15 protein-coding genes are annotated in these 14,938 nt (G+C 69.5%); 8 read left to right on the top strand and 7 right to left on the bottom strand.

Annotated elements, in window-relative coordinates; all coding sequences use genetic code 11:
- Positions 1–12: 12 nt before the first annotated feature.
- A complete protein-coding gene (locus AB0310_RS07815) occupies positions 13–321 on the top strand; it encodes a MerR family transcriptional regulator (protein WP_187662444.1) in 309 nt (102 codons plus the stop codon).
- Between the two features lie 57 nt (positions 322–378).
- Positions 379–2,109 (top strand): cation:proton antiporter, encoded by a 1,731-nt coding sequence (locus AB0310_RS07810; RefSeq protein WP_187662443.1) that lies wholly within the window; start codon positions 379–381, stop codon positions 2,107–2,109.
- 164 nt (positions 2,110–2,273) lie between these two features.
- On the opposite strand, the gene AB0310_RS07805 is transcribed toward AB0310_RS07810, so the two are convergent.
- The 6 genes from AB0310_RS07805 to AB0310_RS07780 all read right to left on the bottom strand — a co-directional run bounded on the left by AB0310_RS07805 (position 2,274) and on the right by AB0310_RS07780 (position 6,584).
- Complete coding sequence (locus tag AB0310_RS07805) at positions 2,274–3,695, bottom strand: dicarboxylate/amino acid:cation symporter (protein WP_187662442.1); 1,422 nt, start codon at positions 3,693–3,695, stop codon at positions 2,274–2,276.
- Positions 3,696–3,839: 144 nt separating this feature from the next.
- Complete coding sequence (locus AB0310_RS07800) at positions 3,840–4,181, bottom strand: hypothetical protein (RefSeq protein ID WP_366236957.1); 342 nt, start codon at positions 4,179–4,181, stop codon at positions 3,840–3,842.
- Between the two features lie 162 nt (positions 4,182–4,343).
- Positions 4,344–4,580 (bottom strand): helix-turn-helix domain-containing protein, encoded by a 237-nt coding sequence (locus AB0310_RS07795; protein WP_060922489.1) that lies wholly within the window; start codon positions 4,578–4,580, stop codon positions 4,344–4,346.
- Positions 4,577–5,329, bottom strand: coding sequence for a hypothetical protein (locus tag AB0310_RS07790; protein WP_366236956.1), 753 nt, complete (start codon positions 5,327–5,329; stop codon positions 4,577–4,579). Before AB0310_RS07790 ends, AB0310_RS07795 begins: the two co-directional genes overlap by 4 nt.
- Complete coding sequence (locus tag AB0310_RS07785) at positions 5,329–5,961, bottom strand: hypothetical protein (RefSeq protein ID WP_187662439.1); 633 nt, start codon at positions 5,959–5,961, stop codon at positions 5,329–5,331. Before AB0310_RS07785 ends, AB0310_RS07790 begins: the two co-directional genes overlap by 1 nt.
- A complete protein-coding gene (locus AB0310_RS07780) occupies positions 5,961–6,584 on the bottom strand; it encodes a hypothetical protein (protein WP_363446514.1) in 624 nt (207 codons plus the stop codon). Before AB0310_RS07780 ends, AB0310_RS07785 begins: the two co-directional genes overlap by 1 nt.
- A 175-nt stretch (positions 6,585–6,759) precedes the next feature.
- Here AB0310_RS07780 and AB0310_RS07775 point away from each other — a divergent pair, with 175 nt between their 5' ends.
- From AB0310_RS07775 to AB0310_RS07760, 4 genes are all read left to right on the top strand, one after another.
- Complete coding sequence (locus tag AB0310_RS07775; RefSeq protein WP_071329948.1) at positions 6,760–9,291, top strand: ATP-dependent Clp protease ATP-binding subunit; 2,532 nt, start codon at positions 6,760–6,762, stop codon at positions 9,289–9,291.
- Between the two features lie 204 nt (positions 9,292–9,495).
- A complete protein-coding gene (locus AB0310_RS07770; RefSeq protein ID WP_259955273.1) occupies positions 9,496–9,996 on the top strand; it encodes an amino-acid N-acetyltransferase in 501 nt (166 codons plus the stop codon).
- Between the two features lie 60 nt (positions 9,997–10,056).
- On the top strand, positions 10,057–10,707 hold the full coding sequence (locus AB0310_RS07765) for a hypothetical protein (RefSeq protein ID WP_187662437.1): 651 nt from the start codon (positions 10,057–10,059) through the stop codon (positions 10,705–10,707).
- 241 nt (positions 10,708–10,948) lie between these two features.
- Complete coding sequence (locus tag AB0310_RS07760) at positions 10,949–11,368, top strand: dehydrogenase (protein WP_187662436.1); 420 nt, start codon at positions 10,949–10,951, stop codon at positions 11,366–11,368.
- An 18-nt stretch (positions 11,369–11,386) separates the two neighbouring features.
- Here AB0310_RS07760 and radA read toward each other — a convergent pair whose 3' ends face one another.
- Positions 11,387–12,754 (bottom strand): DNA repair protein RadA, encoded by a 1,368-nt coding sequence (gene radA / locus AB0310_RS07755; RefSeq protein ID WP_187662435.1) that lies wholly within the window; start codon positions 12,752–12,754, stop codon positions 11,387–11,389.
- 100 nt (positions 12,755–12,854) lie between these two features.
- Between radA and AB0310_RS07750 the strand changes: the two genes are divergently transcribed.
- Both AB0310_RS07750 and AB0310_RS07745 read left to right on the top strand, forming a co-directional pair.
- Entirely contained in the window at positions 12,855–13,529 is a 675-nt protein-coding gene (locus AB0310_RS07750) for a helix-turn-helix transcriptional regulator (RefSeq protein ID WP_187662434.1), read from the top strand.
- A complete protein-coding gene (locus AB0310_RS07745; RefSeq protein WP_187662433.1) occupies positions 13,516–14,931 on the top strand; it encodes a cytochrome ubiquinol oxidase subunit I in 1,416 nt (471 codons plus the stop codon). The genes AB0310_RS07750 and AB0310_RS07745 overlap by 14 nt, the downstream gene beginning before the upstream one ends.
- Positions 14,932–14,938: the final 7 nt, after the last annotated feature.

Raw genomic sequence — 14,938 nt, 5'->3', positions numbered from 1 at the left:
GAGGACACCCGGATGACCGCACGCGACTCGCGCACCCCGCTCTACGGCATCGCCGTCGCCGCCCAGCTCGTCGATCTGCCGGAGGCGACGATCCGACTCTTCGAGAGCAAGGGGCTTCTCGCGCCCGCTCGCAGTGACGGCGGCACGCGTCGGTACAGCGACGACGACATCACCCGCCTGCGTCGCGCGGCCGAGCTCCGCGGGGACGGCATCAACATCGCCGGGATCGCGCGGGTCCTCGACCTGCAAGACGAGAACGCGGGCCTCCGCGAAGCCCTCGATGCGGACGGGCCGGGACGGGAGCGCCCCGTCCGCGACTGACACCCCGCCCATGCTCCGCGGACCGGGGAGCGCGGACGACGCCGCTACGCTTTCCGCATGGAAGCCGGGATCTTCTACGTCCTCGTCGGAGCCGTCGCCGTGGCCGCCGTCGCGCGGTGGCGCGGGTGGCCCGCACCGCTGCTCGTGACCGTCGTCGCGCTGGCCGCGTCGTTCCTGCCGTTCGTGCCGGAGCTGGAGATCGACGGGCACCTGCTGCTCGGCCTCGTGCTGCCGCCGTTGCTGTACTCCGCCGCCCTCGACGTGTCGTTCGTCGGGTTCAAGCGCAGCCTCCCGCAGATCCGCCGTCTCGGGATCTGGCTGGTGCTGCTCACCGCGTTCGCCGTCGGACTCGTGGCCTGGTGGATCCTGCCGTCGCTCACGCTGCCGGGCGCGCTGCTGCTCGGGGCCATCGTCGCTCCGCCGGACGCGGTGTCGGCGGCGGCGATCGGTCGTCGTCTCGGTCTGCCCCGCCGCATCATGACGGTGCTGTCGGGGGAGAGCCTCATCAACGACGCGACCTCGCTCACGCTCTACCGGGTGTTCGCCGCGATCCTCGCCGGAGCGACCGTGTCGATCGGGGGCGGCGTCGGGCAGTTCCTCCTTGCTGTCGGCGTAGGGGTGGGGATCGGGCTCGTCTTCGGAATCGTGCTGCACCAGCTCCGGATGCGCATCGGCGACCCCGTCGTGATCGGCACCTTCGGTCTTCTCGCCCCGTTCGGTGCGTACAACATCGCGGAGCATCTGCTCGGCTCCGGCGTCCTCGCGGTCGTGGCCATGGGCCTCTTCGTCGGCTTCAACGCCCCGCGCACCGACTACACGACCCGGCAGCAGGAGGCGCCGCTGTGGCTGTCGGCCGACCTGCTGCTGGAGAGCTTCGTGTTCGCCTACATCGGCCTCCAGTTCCCGCGGGTGCTCAACGACCTCGGCAGCGAGTCGGTGGGGCACATCCTCCTGCTCTCCGGCGCCGTGCTGCTCGTGGTGCTCGTCGTCCGGCCGCTCTACATCTACCCGATCAGCGCCTGGTCGAACTTCCAGGACCGCCGCCGGCTCGCACGCATGGACCGTGGCATCGCGTCTGGGGAGTTCGACGAGCGTCGCCGGCGGTCCCGGCGGTGGCGCGATCAGAGCACGGACGAGCTGCGGACGCAGATCGTGCGCGAGCGCATGGCGGGTCTGCGGCTCACGTGGAAGGACAACGCGGTCATCTCCTGGGCGGGCATGCGCGGCGTGGTGACCCTGGCGATCGCGGTGGCCGCCGCCGATCTGGCCGGGCTCGACACCGAGGCCGCGCACGCCATCGTCGTGGTCGCCTTCATCGTCACCGTCGGCACGCTCCTGCTGCAGGGGCTCACGCTGCCGCTGCTCATCCGGCGCTTGGAGATCGCCGGGGATGAGGAGCACGAGGAGGACGTCGCGGCGTTGGAGACGGTCAAGGCCAAGAGCCGCGAGGCGGGCAAGGCCTATCTCGCCGAGAAGCGTCGGGAGTGGGAGCAGAAGCACGGCGAGGTCGACCTCGGCATGTTCGACGCGTTCACGAAGCGCATGACCCGGGTGGAGAAGGACACCGACGATGCGCAGCAGGTCGAGGACACCGTGGCCCGCCCGTCCTACGACGACCTCGTCGCGCTGACCAAGGGATGGCTGCAGGTGCGACGGGAGATCCTCGTCGCTGAGCGCGATGCCGGGGAGCTCGACGAGGAGGTCATGCGGGAGCTGCTGGCCGCGATGGACGCCGAGGAGCTCGCGCTCGACACCCGCGGCGCGACCCGCCCCCTGAGCCGCAGCTGACCCCTCCTTCCCCTCGACCCACCCCCTTCCGGTCGCCCCACCCCTCTGTGACCGCCCGCAACGGGCCGGGACGCACGCAAAGGGGTGGGTCGACGGGGGTGGGGAGGGGGAGACAAGAGCGCCCCACCTCCGGAAGGAAGTGGGGCGCTCGTGAGGAGACCGGGTCAGCGCGCGCCGGCGGGCTCCGGGGTGGAAGCGGCGTCGGCCTCGGGGGCGTCGTCGCCGGAGTCGTCGGCGAAGGGCAGGCCCTCGCGGGGTGCGTTGTAGAGCTCCTCGTCGAGGATGCCCTCGCGCTTCGCGACGATCGCGGGGACGAGTGCCTGACCCGCGACATTCACGGCCGTACGGCCCATGTCGAGGATCGGGTCGATCGCGAGCAGCAGACCGACACCCTCGAGCGGCAGTCCCAGGGTGGACAGCGTCAGCGTGAGCATGACGACCGCGCCCGTGGTGCCGGCGGTGGCGGCGGAACCGACGACCGAGACGATCACGATCAGCAGGTACTGCACGAAGTTCAGCTCGATGCCGAAGAACTGCGCCACGAAGATCGCGGCGATGGCCGGGTAGATCGCGGCGCAGCCGTCCATCTTCGTCGTCGCGCCCAGCGGCACCGCGAACGAGGCGTAGGAGCGGGGGACGCCGAGGTTGCGCTCGGTCACGCGCTCCGTGAGGGGGAGCGTGCCGATCGAGGAGCGGCTCACGAAAGCGAGCTGCACTGCGGGCCACACACCCGAGAAGTACTGCTTGATGGACAGGCCGTGCGTGCGCACCAGGATCGGATACACGACGAACAGCACGAGCGCGAGGCCGATGTAGACCGCGCCCGCGAACCAGCCGAGGGAGGCGAGCTTCTCCCAGCCGTACTTGATGACGGCGGAGCCGATGAGGCCGAACGTGCCCAGGGGCGCGATGCGGATGATCCACCACAGCACGCGCTGGATGACCTTGAGCAGCGACTCGGTGAAGACGAGGAACGGCTCGGCCTTCTTGCCGGCCTTGAGCGCCGCGATGCCGACGACGGCCGCGACCACGATCACCTGGAGGATGTTGAAGCCGACGCTCGAGGTGAACGCACCCTCGGTGGCGCCGGGGGAGGTGCTGACGGTCAGGCCGAGGAAGTTCTGCGGGATGAGACCGAGCAGGAAGTTCCACCAGGTGCCGACCGTGTACGGCTCGCCGGGCTCCAGGCCGTCGCCGGCGTGGCTGCCCGGCTGGATCACGAGACCGAGGACGATGCCGATGATGACCGCGATGAAAGCGGTGATCGCGAACCACAGGATCGTCTGGCCGGCGAGGCGGGCGGCGTTCTGCACGCGACGGAGGTTCGAGATGCTGGCGACGATCGCGGTGAAGATCAGCGGGACGACGGCCGCGCGGAGCAGCGTCACATAGGAGCTGCCGATCGTGTCGAGGGTGCCCGACAGGGCGGTCGGGTTCTCGGCCGTGGCGCCGAGCTGGCGGCCGATCAGACCGGCGGCGATGCCGAGGACGAGGGCGGCGATGATCTGGAAGCCGAACGAGGTCAGCAGCTTCCGGACCGGCCCGCGGGTGTCTGGCGCCTTCTGGGCGCGTGCGGTGGTGCTCATTGAGGTGGGGACTCCAGAATCGCGGCGCGCCGGGTGCACGCCATGAGGCTCAACGCTAGGAGAGCCTGAGAATTCCCTGGGCGGATATGACGAAGGATGACGGCCGCCCTCCCGAGGCCGTCATCCCTCGCTGCGATCCCGCCCTCAGGGCGTGACGCAGTCTTGGAGGTTGTCCTGGATGATCTGGGTCGTCAGGGCCTTGTCTGCCTCGTCCCGCTGCTTGTCCTCGCCGTCGGCGATGTAGCCGAGCGTCTCATCACTGAGGTCGGAGTCGACCAGGGCCTCGGCCAGGCAGGTGGCGGCATCGTCGGTCATGGCCTCTTCCTGCGGGGTGCCCTCGAAGACCTTCTGGATGCCGTCGGCGACATCGTCGACCGAAGGGCGGCTCTCTCCGGCGCAGGCGGTGAGGGAGAAGGCGAGGGCAGCGGCCGGGACGATCGCCAGGAGGCGGAGGCCGCGACGCGAGGGGGTGCGGGTGCTGATCATGGGACGACCGTATCCACTCACAGCCGACTCATAGAAGGGGCTTGCAATCCACTGTGTGACCGTGCTCGCCCTTCCGCCGACCCACCCCTCTTCGTGCGTCGCGGCCCCCTGCGTGCGTCCGCAAGAGGCCGGGGCGCGCTCAAGGGGGCGGGTCGACGGGAGTCAGCGATCGGCGAGGACGAGGAGGTCGCCGACCTCGCAGTCGAGCGCCTCGCAGATGGCCCGCAACGTGGAGTAGCGGATCGCGCGGGCGCGGTCGTTCTTCAGCACGGACAGGTTCACGATGCTGACACCCACGGCGGCGCTCAGCTCCGTCAGCGTCATCCCGCGAGCCGCCAGCAGCTCGTCCAGACGGCAGTGAATGCCCGTGAACTCGTCGTCGCTCTCCGCCGGGCTCACACCAGCCCCTCCGTCTCGCGCTCCAGGGCGGCCCGCTCCTGCTCCACGCGCATGCCCTGACGGAACACCGCGGCGAGGGCGAGGAGGCCGAGCGCCGCGGCGAACGGCAGCGGTGTCACGGTGAGCCAGTAGGTCTGCGGATACCAGGTGCTGTCCGCCGGCAGGGCCTCCCGCAGTCCGGTGGTGGCGGCGATGCCGTTGAGGAGGTCCGAGAGAACGCCCAGCACCCCGAACGCGATCGCACCCCCGACGAGGGCGCGGGTCACGGTGCGGGAGAACGCGCGGCCGCGGAGGGGGTGGAAGCAGATGAGCGCGAGGACCACGGCGGGGATCGTGGTCAGGGCGAGGGTGCTGAGCTGTGCGGCCGCAGCGAGGAGGCGCAGCCCGAGCGAGGCGTTGCCCACCGTGAAGTCCGACAGCTCCGTGCCGCCGCAGGTGAGCATGGTCGTCGTGCTGTCGCCGTATTCCGAGCACGGGAGGCTCGAGGGCCAGTCGAGGAAGACCGTCGTCGCACCGTGCAGCTCCGCCCAGTCCACGGTGAAGGCCTTGACGACGATGACCACCGCGCCTAGCGCGGAGAGCGTGATCCACCACCCGGACAGCGTGAGCGCCGCGTCGAGGGCGACCGTGCGACTGCCACGGCGACGGCTGTTCCAGACCACGAGGGCGACGACGGCCGCGCAGACCGCGAGCGCGATCCCGATGTTGAGCAGAGACGGCCAGACGGCCTCCGAACCGAACGAGATCATCAGACCAGTCCCTCCGTCTCCTTCTCCAGCACGACCTTCTCCTGTTGCAGCCGGATGCCGCGACGGAACGCGACGGCGATGAGGCCGACGGTGACCCCGGTGGCGAAGATCGGCGCGATCGCCCAGAACTCGATCGGGTGCACGGGTTCCCCGTCGCCGAGGCCGAGCGCCGCGGTCACGCCGTTGCGTCCCATCGTCTCGAGCATCACGATCGCCATCGGTGCGAGCACCAGCGTCCAGCCGATCACGTCGAAGGCGCGCGCATTGCCCGGCACGAAGAACCGTCCGCGGAGGAAGTTCCAGGCGACGAGCGTGACCGCGCCGATCACGGCGACGGCGGCCAGGGCCCACAGCGCGATGGCGGCGACGATGGCGGCGATCGACACGCTGTTCACCCCCGTCGCGAAGACCATCGCCTCCTGCGCGATGCCCTCGATCGAGATCTGCCCGGAATCGGTGGTCGCCGAGATCGGCTGCTCGTCGATGGGGAGCGTCCATGCGATCCCGTCGTCGCGGAAGGTGCCGCCCACGCGGAGCACCGTCGCGATGCCGACGGTCACGAGGGCCGCCGCCGCATAGAGGATGACGGTGATCGCATCGGCCCGCTCGGAGCGGGTGGCGGTGGTGGCCATCAGACCAGTCCCTCCGTGTCGCGCTGCAGGCGGCGGCCGATGGTGAAGACGCCGGCCACGAGAGCCAGCGCGAACGCCCACCCGACGGGTGCGAGATCGAACTCCATGAGCAGCGTCCACAGGACGTCCTCGACCGCGGGGTCGGTCGCGGCGAGGTCCTTCACGATCTCGGCCCGGCCGATGCCGCCGGCGAGCTGGCCGAACAGCGTGCCCGCCATCAGCAGACAGGCGGCGACGGCGAACATCCACCCGAGGGAGGCGCGGAACGGGCGGGAGCGGATGAGGGAGACGCCCAGCCACCAGACCACCGCGCACAGGGCCACGGTGGCGAGCGCGGGCAGCGCCGTCTCCAGGAGCAGCAGCCAGCGGGCGCCCGTGGGCGGCGCGGTGAGGGTGACGAGGGCGGAGTCGACGGCGGCGCCCTCGATCCCGGCCACCCCGTCGAGCGCGGAGAGGTCGACGTCGTGCACCGGCATCGCGACCGTGGGCGACGGGGAGAACAGGGCGCCGGCGGCCTGGGCGACCGCGACGATCGCGCCGATCCCGACGCTGACGGCACCGGTGGCGATGAGCCCGAGCGCGATGCCGTCGGCGAGCGAAGGGCGTCTTTCCGTGGCGAGCATGTGCTCCTCCTGTGGGTCGGTGTTTATCGACTTTCGTTAAGATAACGACTGTCGATAAACCCGTCAAGGCCTCGCTATGCCCACGGCGAACACGGGCATACCCGCCATTTCTGGTCGTTACTCTCGATGTACAAGCGCTTCATGCGTCTTCGCCCCGTGCGAATAAGGAGTCAACATGTTCGAGAGATTCACGGACCGAGCCCGTCGAGTGGTCGTCCTCGCCCAAGAAGAGGCGAAGATGCTCAACCACAACTACATCGGCACCGAGCACATCCTGCTCGGCCTCATCCACGAGGGCGAGGGCGTCGCAGCCAAGGCGCTGGAGTCGCTCGGCATCTCCCTCGACGCCGTGCGCGAGCAGGTGCAGGACATCATCGGCCAGGGTCAGCAGCAGCCGACCGGCCACATCCCGTTCACGCCGCGCGCCAAGAAGGTGCTCGAGCTGAGCCTCCGCGAGGCCCTGCAGCTCGGTCACAACTACATCGGCACCGAGCACATCCTCCTCGGCCTCATCCGCGAGGGTGAGGGCGTGGCCGCTCAGGTGCTCGTCAAGCTGGGCGCCGACCTCAACAAGGTGCGGCAGCAGGTCATCCAGTTGCTCTCCGGCGCTCCGGGCCGCGAGCCCGCGTCCGTCGGCGCGCAGTCCAACGACACCCCGTCGGGTGCGCAGGGGGGCTCGCAGGTGCTCGACCAGTTCGGTCGCAACCTCACGCAGGCCGCGCGCGACAACAAGCTCGACCCGGTCATCGGGCGCGAGAAGGAGGCGGAGCGGGTCATGCAGATCCTCTCCCGCCGCTCCAAGAACAACCCCGTCCTGATCGGCGAGCCCGGCGTCGGCAAGACCGCCGTCGTCGAGGGCCTCGCCCAGGCGATCGTCAAGGGCGATGTGCCCGAGACGCTGAAGGACAAGCAGCTCTACTCGCTCGACCTCGGCTCGCTCATCGCCGGGTCCCGCTACCGCGGTGACTTCGAGGAGCGGCTGAAGAAGGTCACCAAGGAGATCCGCACGCGCGGCGACATCATCGTCTTCATCGACGAGATCCACACCCTCGTGGGTGCGGGCGCCGCCGAGGGCGCGATCGACGCGGCCAGCATCCTCAAGCCGCTGCTCGCGCGCGGTGAGCTCCAGACCATCGGCGCCACTACGCTCGACGAGTACCGCAAGCACTTCGAGAAGGACGCCGCGCTCGAGCGCCGCTTCCAGCCGGTGCAGGTGAACGAGCCGACGCTGCCGCACGCGATCAACATCCTCAAGGGGCTGCGCGACCGGTACGAGGCGCACCACAAGGTGCAGATCACCGACGGTGCGATCGTGGCCGCGGCGAACCTCGCCGACCGCTACGTCTCGGACCGGTTCCTCCCGGACAAGGCCATCGACCTGATCGACGAGGCCGGCGCCCGCCTGCGTCTGTCGATCCTGTCGAGCCCGCCCGAGCTGCGCGAGTTCGACGAGAAGATCGCCGCCGTGCGCGAGCAGAAGGAGATCGCCTCCGAGGAGCAGGACTTCGAGAAGGCCGCCTCCCTGCGCGATGAGGAGAAGAGCCTCCTCGCCGAGCGCCTGCGTCTGGAGAAGCAGTGGCGTGCGGGCGACGTCGCGACCCAGGCGGTCGTCGACGAGGGTCTGATCGCCGAGGTGCTCGCCCAGGCGACCGGCATCCCCGTGTTCAAGCTGACCGAGGAGGAGTCCAGCCGACTCGTCTTCATGGAGAAGGCGCTGCACCAGCGCGTCATCGGCCAGGAGGAGGCCATCGCGGCCCTCTCCAAGACCATCCGTCGTCAGCGTGCCGGCCTCAAGGACCCGAAGCGTCCCTCCGGCTCGTTCATCTTCGCCGGCCCCACGGGCGTCGGAAAGACCGAGCTGGCCAAGGCGCTCGCGGAGTTCCTCTTCGACGACGAGGCCGCGCTCATCTCGCTCGACATGAGCGAGTTCGGCGAGAAGCACACCGTCTCGCGGCTGTTCGGTGCCCCTCCCGGGTTCGTCGGCTTCGAAGAGGGCGGTCAGCTCACGGAGAAGGTGCGGCGCAAGCCGTTCAGCGTGGTCCTCTTCGATGAGATCGAGAAGGCCCACCCGGACATCTTCAACTCGCTGCTGCAGATCCTGGAAGAGGGTCGCCTCACCGACGGTCAGGGTCGGATCGTGGACTTCAAGAACACGGTCATCATCATGACCACGAACCTCGGTGCGCGTGACATCGCCGGAGGCCCCGTGGGCTTCCAGATCGAGGGCAACAACGCCACGAGCTACGAGCGGATGAAGGGCAAGGTCAACGAGGAGCTCAAGCGGCACTTCAAGCCCGAGTTCCTCAACCGCGTCGACGACATCATCGTCTTCCCGCAGCTGAGCAAGAGCGAGCTGGTGCAGATCGTGGACCTGTTCACGAAGCGCCTCGGCGAGCGTCTGCTCGACCGCGACATGACGATCGAGCTGTCGCAGTCGGCCAAGGAGCGCCTGATCGAGATCGGCTTCGACCCGGCTCTGGGTGCTCGTCCGCTGCGTCGCGCGATGCAGCACGAGATCGAGGACCGTCTGTCGGAGAAGATCCTGCACGGCGAGCTCGACTCGGGCGACCACGTGAAGGTCGACGCGAAGGACGGGGAGTTCCTGTTCGAGCACGGCCCGCGCGGCGAGAAGGTCGCGGTCGGTGTCAACACCGGCGGCGGCGCGATCTCCGGCACGCCCGACCTGGCGATCACCGGCAACGACTGATCCTCGACACGGTCACCCGAAGGGGCGGATGCGACAGCATCCGCCCCTTCGTCGTCCCCGCTCCGCCGCCCTCCTGGACACAACTTCGGAGATGACAGACGACACGCGGGGGCGCAGCCTCTGGGCGGCGGGGTGTCGGTCGGGATCTCCGAAGCTGTGCCCCGTCTGAGAGCCGACGGGAGGAGCGGGTCCTAGGCTGGTCGGGTGAGCGCGTACATCGTCCGGCCGGCCCGCAGCGCCGACATCGTCAGCATCCGGAACCTGCTCCAGCCGATGGTGGAGCAGCGCATCCTGCTCGGCAAGGACCTCGCCGTGCTCTACGGCGCCGTGCAGGAGTTCGTCGTCGCCGAGGCCGACGGCGAGCTGATCGGCTGCGGCGCGCTGCACGTGATCTGGGAGGACCTCGGCGAGGTGCGCACCCTGCTCGTCCGCGACGACTGGCTCCATCACGGCGTCGGTCGGGCGATCGTCGAGCAGCTCGAGGAGAACGCGCGGGCGCTCGGGCTCACACGCCTGTTCTGTCTCACGTTCGAGGTCGACTTCTTCGGCCGTCGCGGCTTCACCCCCATCGGGGAGCAGGTCGTCGATCCGGACGTGTACTCGCAGCTCCTCCGCAGCGGCGACGCCGGCGTCGAGGAGTTCCTCGATCTCGCGCACGTGAAGCCGAACACGCTCGGCAACACCCGGATGCTCAAGGTGCTCTGAGCCCCGGACGACAACTCGCGCCTCCCAGGCTCGTGGAGGGGGATCGCTTAACCTGGAGGCATGCCCCGTCACTCCGCCGCCGTCTATCGTCGTCGGCGGTTGGCGGTGCTGTTGGGACTGCTCCTCGTCCTCGCGCTCGTCGGAGCCTCCGTCTGGCTCCTCGTCGCTCGACCGTGGGCGGCCGCCGACGGCCAAGGGACCGCACCCGCGCCGACCTCCTCCGCCACCGCCGGTCCGACGCCGTCCGGGTCAGCCTCGCCGTCGCCCTCACCCTCGCCCTCTGCGGACGCCACTCCGGCCGTCGTCGCGTGCGAGGCGAAGGACGTCGAGGTGAAGGCCGTGACGGATGCCGAGTCGTACGCCGACGGCGCCTCGCCGAAGCTCTCCATCTCACTGACCAACAAGGGCACCAGGGACTGCACGATCGACGTCGGCTCCACGACCCAGGTCTTCACGGTCTCCAGCGGCTCGGACGTGTGGTGGCGGTCGACCGACTGCCAGGAGAACCCCAGCAGCATGATCGCCACACTCACCGCGGGATCCACCGTGGTGAGCAAGGAGCCGGTCGTCTGGGATCGCACGCGCTCCAGCGTCGAGACCTGCGCGCAGGAGAACCGGCAACGGGCTCCCGGCGGTGGGGCCTCGTATCACGTGGGCGTCTCGATCGGCGGTTTCCCCAGCGCCACGACCACCCAGATCCTCTTGTTCTGAGAGCGTGACCGGCACCTGCGCTGACAGGGCTCACTCTTTGGGATACCATAGAGGTGACTCTCCCGATATGCGGCAACATGCCATCCCCAGTGGCGTCGAATCACAGCGTCCCCAGCGCTTCGACACCGCCGCTCGAGAGTCCGAGGGCCCTCTCGAGTACCCCAGTCCCCAATGGAGGACTCGAGAGGGCCCCAATCTTTCCCCGGCGCCGCCGCGTCGCCCCGATGCCTAAGCTGGATGCATGGCAGCGAAGAAGGCGAAGTCCGGGAAGAGCGCGAAGAAGAAGCCCGCCCCGGAGGACTTCCGGTCCGAAGCACTCGCGCTCGCGCTCGAGAAGCAGGACGTCGCCGCAGTCGCGCTCGCCCTGCGGCACGGCACCACCGTCGTCCCGCTCATCAAGCCGGGCGCCCGCGACAACCCGCTCGACAGCGGCGAGGTCTGGACCTACCGCGACCCGAACTCGGGTGACCTCGCCCTCCTGCTGTTCAGCGACGCGAAGAACAAGCCGGCGAACCTGCCGCCCGGCGTTGGCATCTACGACGCGACCTGGCTGCGGGCGTTCCTCTCCGCGCACCCGATCACGACCGTGTTCCTCGACATCGCAGGACCGCACCCGATGCAGGCCGACCCGGTGGAACTGCTCAAGGCCCTCGACGCCTGACCTCAGCCGCGCTCCGGCTCAGAACGGCGGGATGTCCCGGTCGGGCCGACGGGTGCTGTTCCGTGCCCTGACGTCTCCCAGCGCGGCACGCAGCGTCTTCGAACGGTCGTCCACGACCTGCTCGTAGCCGAGTCGCGCGGCTTCGGACCGCCGCTGCGCCGCCTGCGTCACCGGCCGCACCTCACCCGCGAGACTGAGCTCGCCGACGGCGGCGACCGTACGCGGGACCGAGATCATCTGGATGGATCCGGCGACGGCGATCGCGATGGCGAGGTCGGCCGCGGGCTCCGTGAACCGCACGCCGCCGACCGTGGACACGTACACGTCGAGGCTGCCGGTGGGCACGCCCGCCCGGCGCTCGAGGATCGCCAGCACCATGGCCACCCGCGAGGAGTCGAGGCCGTGCACGATGCGGCGGGGGTTCGGGGCGTTGCTCGGCACGGTGAGCGCCTGCACCTCGACCGGGAGAGCGCGACGGCCTTCGAGGGAGATGGCCACACAGGTCCCGGGTTCGGAGGCGCCCTGCGACAGGAACAGACCGGACGGGTCGGGGACCTCGGCGATGCCGTCTCCGGTCATCTCGAAGCAGCCGACCTCGTCGGTGGGGCCGAAGCGGTTCTTCAGCGCCCGGATGAAGCGCAGCGAGGTCTGCCGGTCGCCCTCGAAGTGACACACGACGTCGACGAGGTGCTCCAGCACCCGGGGCCCCGCGACCTGGCCGTCCTTGGTCACGTGCCCGACGATGATGATCGGCAGGTCGCGCTCCTTCGCCACCCGGATCAGGGTCGCGGCGACCTCCCGCACCTGGCTGGGCTGACCGGCCGCGCCGTCGGTGAGGGACGACGACACGGTCTGCACGGAGTCGACGATGACGAGCTGCGGCTGCACCTCGTCGATGTGTCCGAGGATGGTGGCGAGGTCGGTCTCGCTCGCGAGGTAGAGCTCGTCGTGCAGCGCGCCCGTCCGCTCCGCCCGCAGCCGCACCTGGGCCGGCGACTCCTCCGCGCTCGCGTACAGCACCCGTCGCCCGCTCCGCGCTGCCTGCGCGGCGACCTCGAGCAGCAGGGTCGACTTGCCCACGCCGGGCTCACCGCTGAGGAGGATCGCGGCTCCCGGCACGATGCCGCCGCCGAGCACGCGGTCGAACTCGCCGACGCCGCTCGTGCGCCGCGGGGCGTCCTGGGTCGTGATCTGCGTGATCGGTCGTGCGGCGCGATCGGCGGTCGGGGCGAGCGCGTTCACGCGACGGAGGATCCCGGTCTGCGCGGCCTGCTCCTGGACCGTGCCCCACTGCTGGCACTCGCCGCATCGGCCGACCCACTTGGCCGTCGTCCACCCGCACTCGGTGCAGACGTACGCGGGGGGAGCGGGTTTCCGGGTGGCCATGCCCCCAGGCTATCGGCGGGATCAGACATCCCTATCGACCAGGCGATTATTCACGGCCCGGTTCCCCCGGCGGCCACCGGTCCCGGCCGATAATTGAGACATGTCCAACGGCGGGTCCGTCTGCGGGCCGATCTCCAGCTACTCCCGGGTGCGCATCCTGCACCTCCTCTTCGAGGCCGGGCACTCCGGTGCCTCCGGAGAACTCGCGATCGGCGACCTGTGCGAGGCCACCGGCCTGCACCCGAACACGGTGCGCGAGCACCTCCAGCGGCTCATCGAGGGCGGCTACGTGATCCCGACCGTGGAGCACCGCACCACCCGGGGCCGTCCTCGTACGCTGTACCGTGCCGCCACCGGCGCCCCCGACGCCTCCAGCCCGGTCGCGCGGAACAAGGCCAAGGCCGCCGCCCGTCGCGGCGACCTCCTCCGCAGCGTCCTTCCCGGCACCGGAAGCGCCCTCGGGAGGGACGCCACCTACCAGCTCGACGCCCTCGTCGAGCACCTGGAGGAGAGCGGTTTCGAGCCGGTCGTGGATGACCGCGGGCTGACCGTCGACCTGAGCCCGTGCCCGCACGCGGCCGGCCGGCCGGAGGACCGCCCGATGCTGTGCCAGGTGCATCTCGGCCTGATGCAGGGCATCCTGGCAGAAGCGGGGGGTCCGCTCGAAGCCGAGTGCGTGCGCGAGGCCGCGTTGCCCTCCGAATGCACCGTGCAGCTGCGCGACACCGCCGCGCAGGCGTCGAACAGAACGGGAGTCGCTCATGGAATGGCTTGATCCGCTCGCCCTGGCCCGATGGCAGTTCGGGCTGACGACCGTCTACCACTACCTCTTCGTCCCGCTGACGATCGGCATGGCGCTCGTCGCCGCCATCTTCCAGACGGCGTGGGTGCGCACGGCCAAGGTCCAGTACCTGCACCTCACCCGCTTCTTCGGCAAGATCTTCCTCATCAACTTCGCGATGGGGGTCGTCACCGGCATCGTGCAGGAGTTCCAGTTCGGGATGAACTGGTCGGACTACTCCCGCTTCGTCGGTGACGTCTTCGGCGCCCCGCTCGCCTTCGAGGGCCTGCTGGCGTTCTTCTTCGAGGCGACCTTCATCGGCCTCTGGATCTTCGGCTGGGACAAGCTCCCGCAGAAGATCCACCTCGCCACCATCTGGTGCGTCTCCATCGGCAGCATCCTGTCGGCGTACTTCATCATCGCCGCCAACGCATTCATGCAGAACCCGGTCGGCTACACGTACAACGAGGTGACCAACCGCGCCGAGCTCACCGACTTCTGGGCGCTGCTGACCAACCCCGTCGCCCTCGCCGCGTTCCCGCACACCATCTTCGGCGCGCTCATGTTCGCCGCCGGTGTCGTGATCTCGGTGTCCGCCTGGCACCTGGCCCGCGGGCAGCACTTCGACACCATGCGCGTCTCGCTGAAGTTCGGCCTCTGGGCGATGATCTTCTCCACCGCGGGCGTCGTGCTCACCGGTGACCAGCTGGGCCTGGCGATGTACGCCGCGCAGCCGATGAAGATGGCCGCCGCGGAGGCGACGTTCAACACGGTCTGCGGCGCCGACGCCTCCTTCAGCATCTTCACGCTGGGCACGCCGGACGGCAGCTCCGAGCTGTTCTCGATCCGGGTGCCGTACCTGCTGTCGCTGCTGTCGACCCACACGCTCGACGCCTGCGTGCACGGCATCAACGACCTGAACGCCGAGTACGCCCAGACCTACGCGAGCACCGGCCTCACCGACTTCGCCCCCGTCCTGTGGATCACGTACTGGTCGTTCCGCTGGATGATCGGCCTCGGCATGGCCGCCGCCCTCGTCGCCGTCGCCGGCCTCTGGGTCACGCGCAAGAAGGCCACGAAGCCGGTCGCGCCGTGGATGTGGAAGGTCGCGATCTGGTCGTTCCCGCTCGCGCTCGCCGCCAACATCATGGGCTGGGTGTTCACCGAGATGGGCCGACAGCCGTGGATCGTGTTCGGTCTGATGTCCACCCGCGACGGCGTCTCGCCGGGGGTGAGCGGACTCGAGGTCCTGATCTCGCTGATCGCCTTCACCGCGATCTACGCCGCGCTGGCCGTCGTCGAGGTCAAGCTGATCGTCAAGGCCGCCCAGAAGGGGCCGGACACCGACGAACAGCCCCATGAGGAGACGGCTCAGCTGCCGTCGGTCGTGTACTGAGAGGAAC

Origin of the sequence: Microbacterium meiriae, from assembly GCF_040702565.1 — a bacterium.
In the GTDB taxonomy this organism is placed as follows: domain Bacteria; phylum Actinomycetota; class Actinomycetes; order Actinomycetales; family Microbacteriaceae; genus Microbacterium; species Microbacterium meiriae.
This window is presented reverse-complemented; position numbering and strand designations above follow the sequence as displayed.

Excerpts from the sequence above, each read along its gene's own strand:
- AB0310_RS07815 (WP_187662444.1), top strand. The coding sequence starts at position 13 with ATGACCGCACGCGACTCGCGCACCCCGCTCTACGGCATCGCCGTCGCC.
- AB0310_RS07810 (WP_187662443.1), top strand. The coding sequence starts at position 379 with ATGGAAGCCGGGATCTTCTACGTCCTCGTCGGAGCCGTCGCCGTGGCC.
- AB0310_RS07805 (WP_187662442.1), bottom strand. The coding sequence starts at position 3,695 with ATGAGCACCACCGCACGCGCCCAGAAGGCGCCAGACACCCGCGGGCCG.
- AB0310_RS07800 (WP_366236957.1), bottom strand. The coding sequence starts at position 4,181 with ATGATCAGCACCCGCACCCCCTCGCGTCGCGGCCTCCGCCTCCTGGCG.
- AB0310_RS07790 (WP_366236956.1), bottom strand. The coding sequence starts at position 5,329 with ATGATCTCGTTCGGTTCGGAGGCCGTCTGGCCGTCTCTGCTCAACATC.
- AB0310_RS07785 (WP_187662439.1), bottom strand. The coding sequence starts at position 5,961 with ATGGCCACCACCGCCACCCGCTCCGAGCGGGCCGATGCGATCACCGTC.
- AB0310_RS07780 (WP_363446514.1), bottom strand. The coding sequence starts at position 6,584 with ATGCTCGCCACGGAAAGACGCCCTTCGCTCGCCGACGGCATCGCGCTC.
- AB0310_RS07775 (WP_071329948.1), top strand. The coding sequence starts at position 6,760 with ATGTTCGAGAGATTCACGGACCGAGCCCGTCGAGTGGTCGTCCTCGCC.
- AB0310_RS07765 (WP_187662437.1), top strand. The coding sequence starts at position 10,057 with ATGCCCCGTCACTCCGCCGCCGTCTATCGTCGTCGGCGGTTGGCGGTG.
- AB0310_RS07760 (WP_187662436.1), top strand. The coding sequence starts at position 10,949 with ATGGCAGCGAAGAAGGCGAAGTCCGGGAAGAGCGCGAAGAAGAAGCCC.
- radA (WP_187662435.1), bottom strand. The coding sequence starts at position 12,754 with ATGGCCACCCGGAAACCCGCTCCCCCCGCGTACGTCTGCACCGAGTGC.
- AB0310_RS07750 (WP_187662434.1), top strand. The coding sequence starts at position 12,855 with ATGTCCAACGGCGGGTCCGTCTGCGGGCCGATCTCCAGCTACTCCCGG.
- AB0310_RS07745 (WP_187662433.1), top strand. The coding sequence starts at position 13,516 with ATGGAATGGCTTGATCCGCTCGCCCTGGCCCGATGGCAGTTCGGGCTG.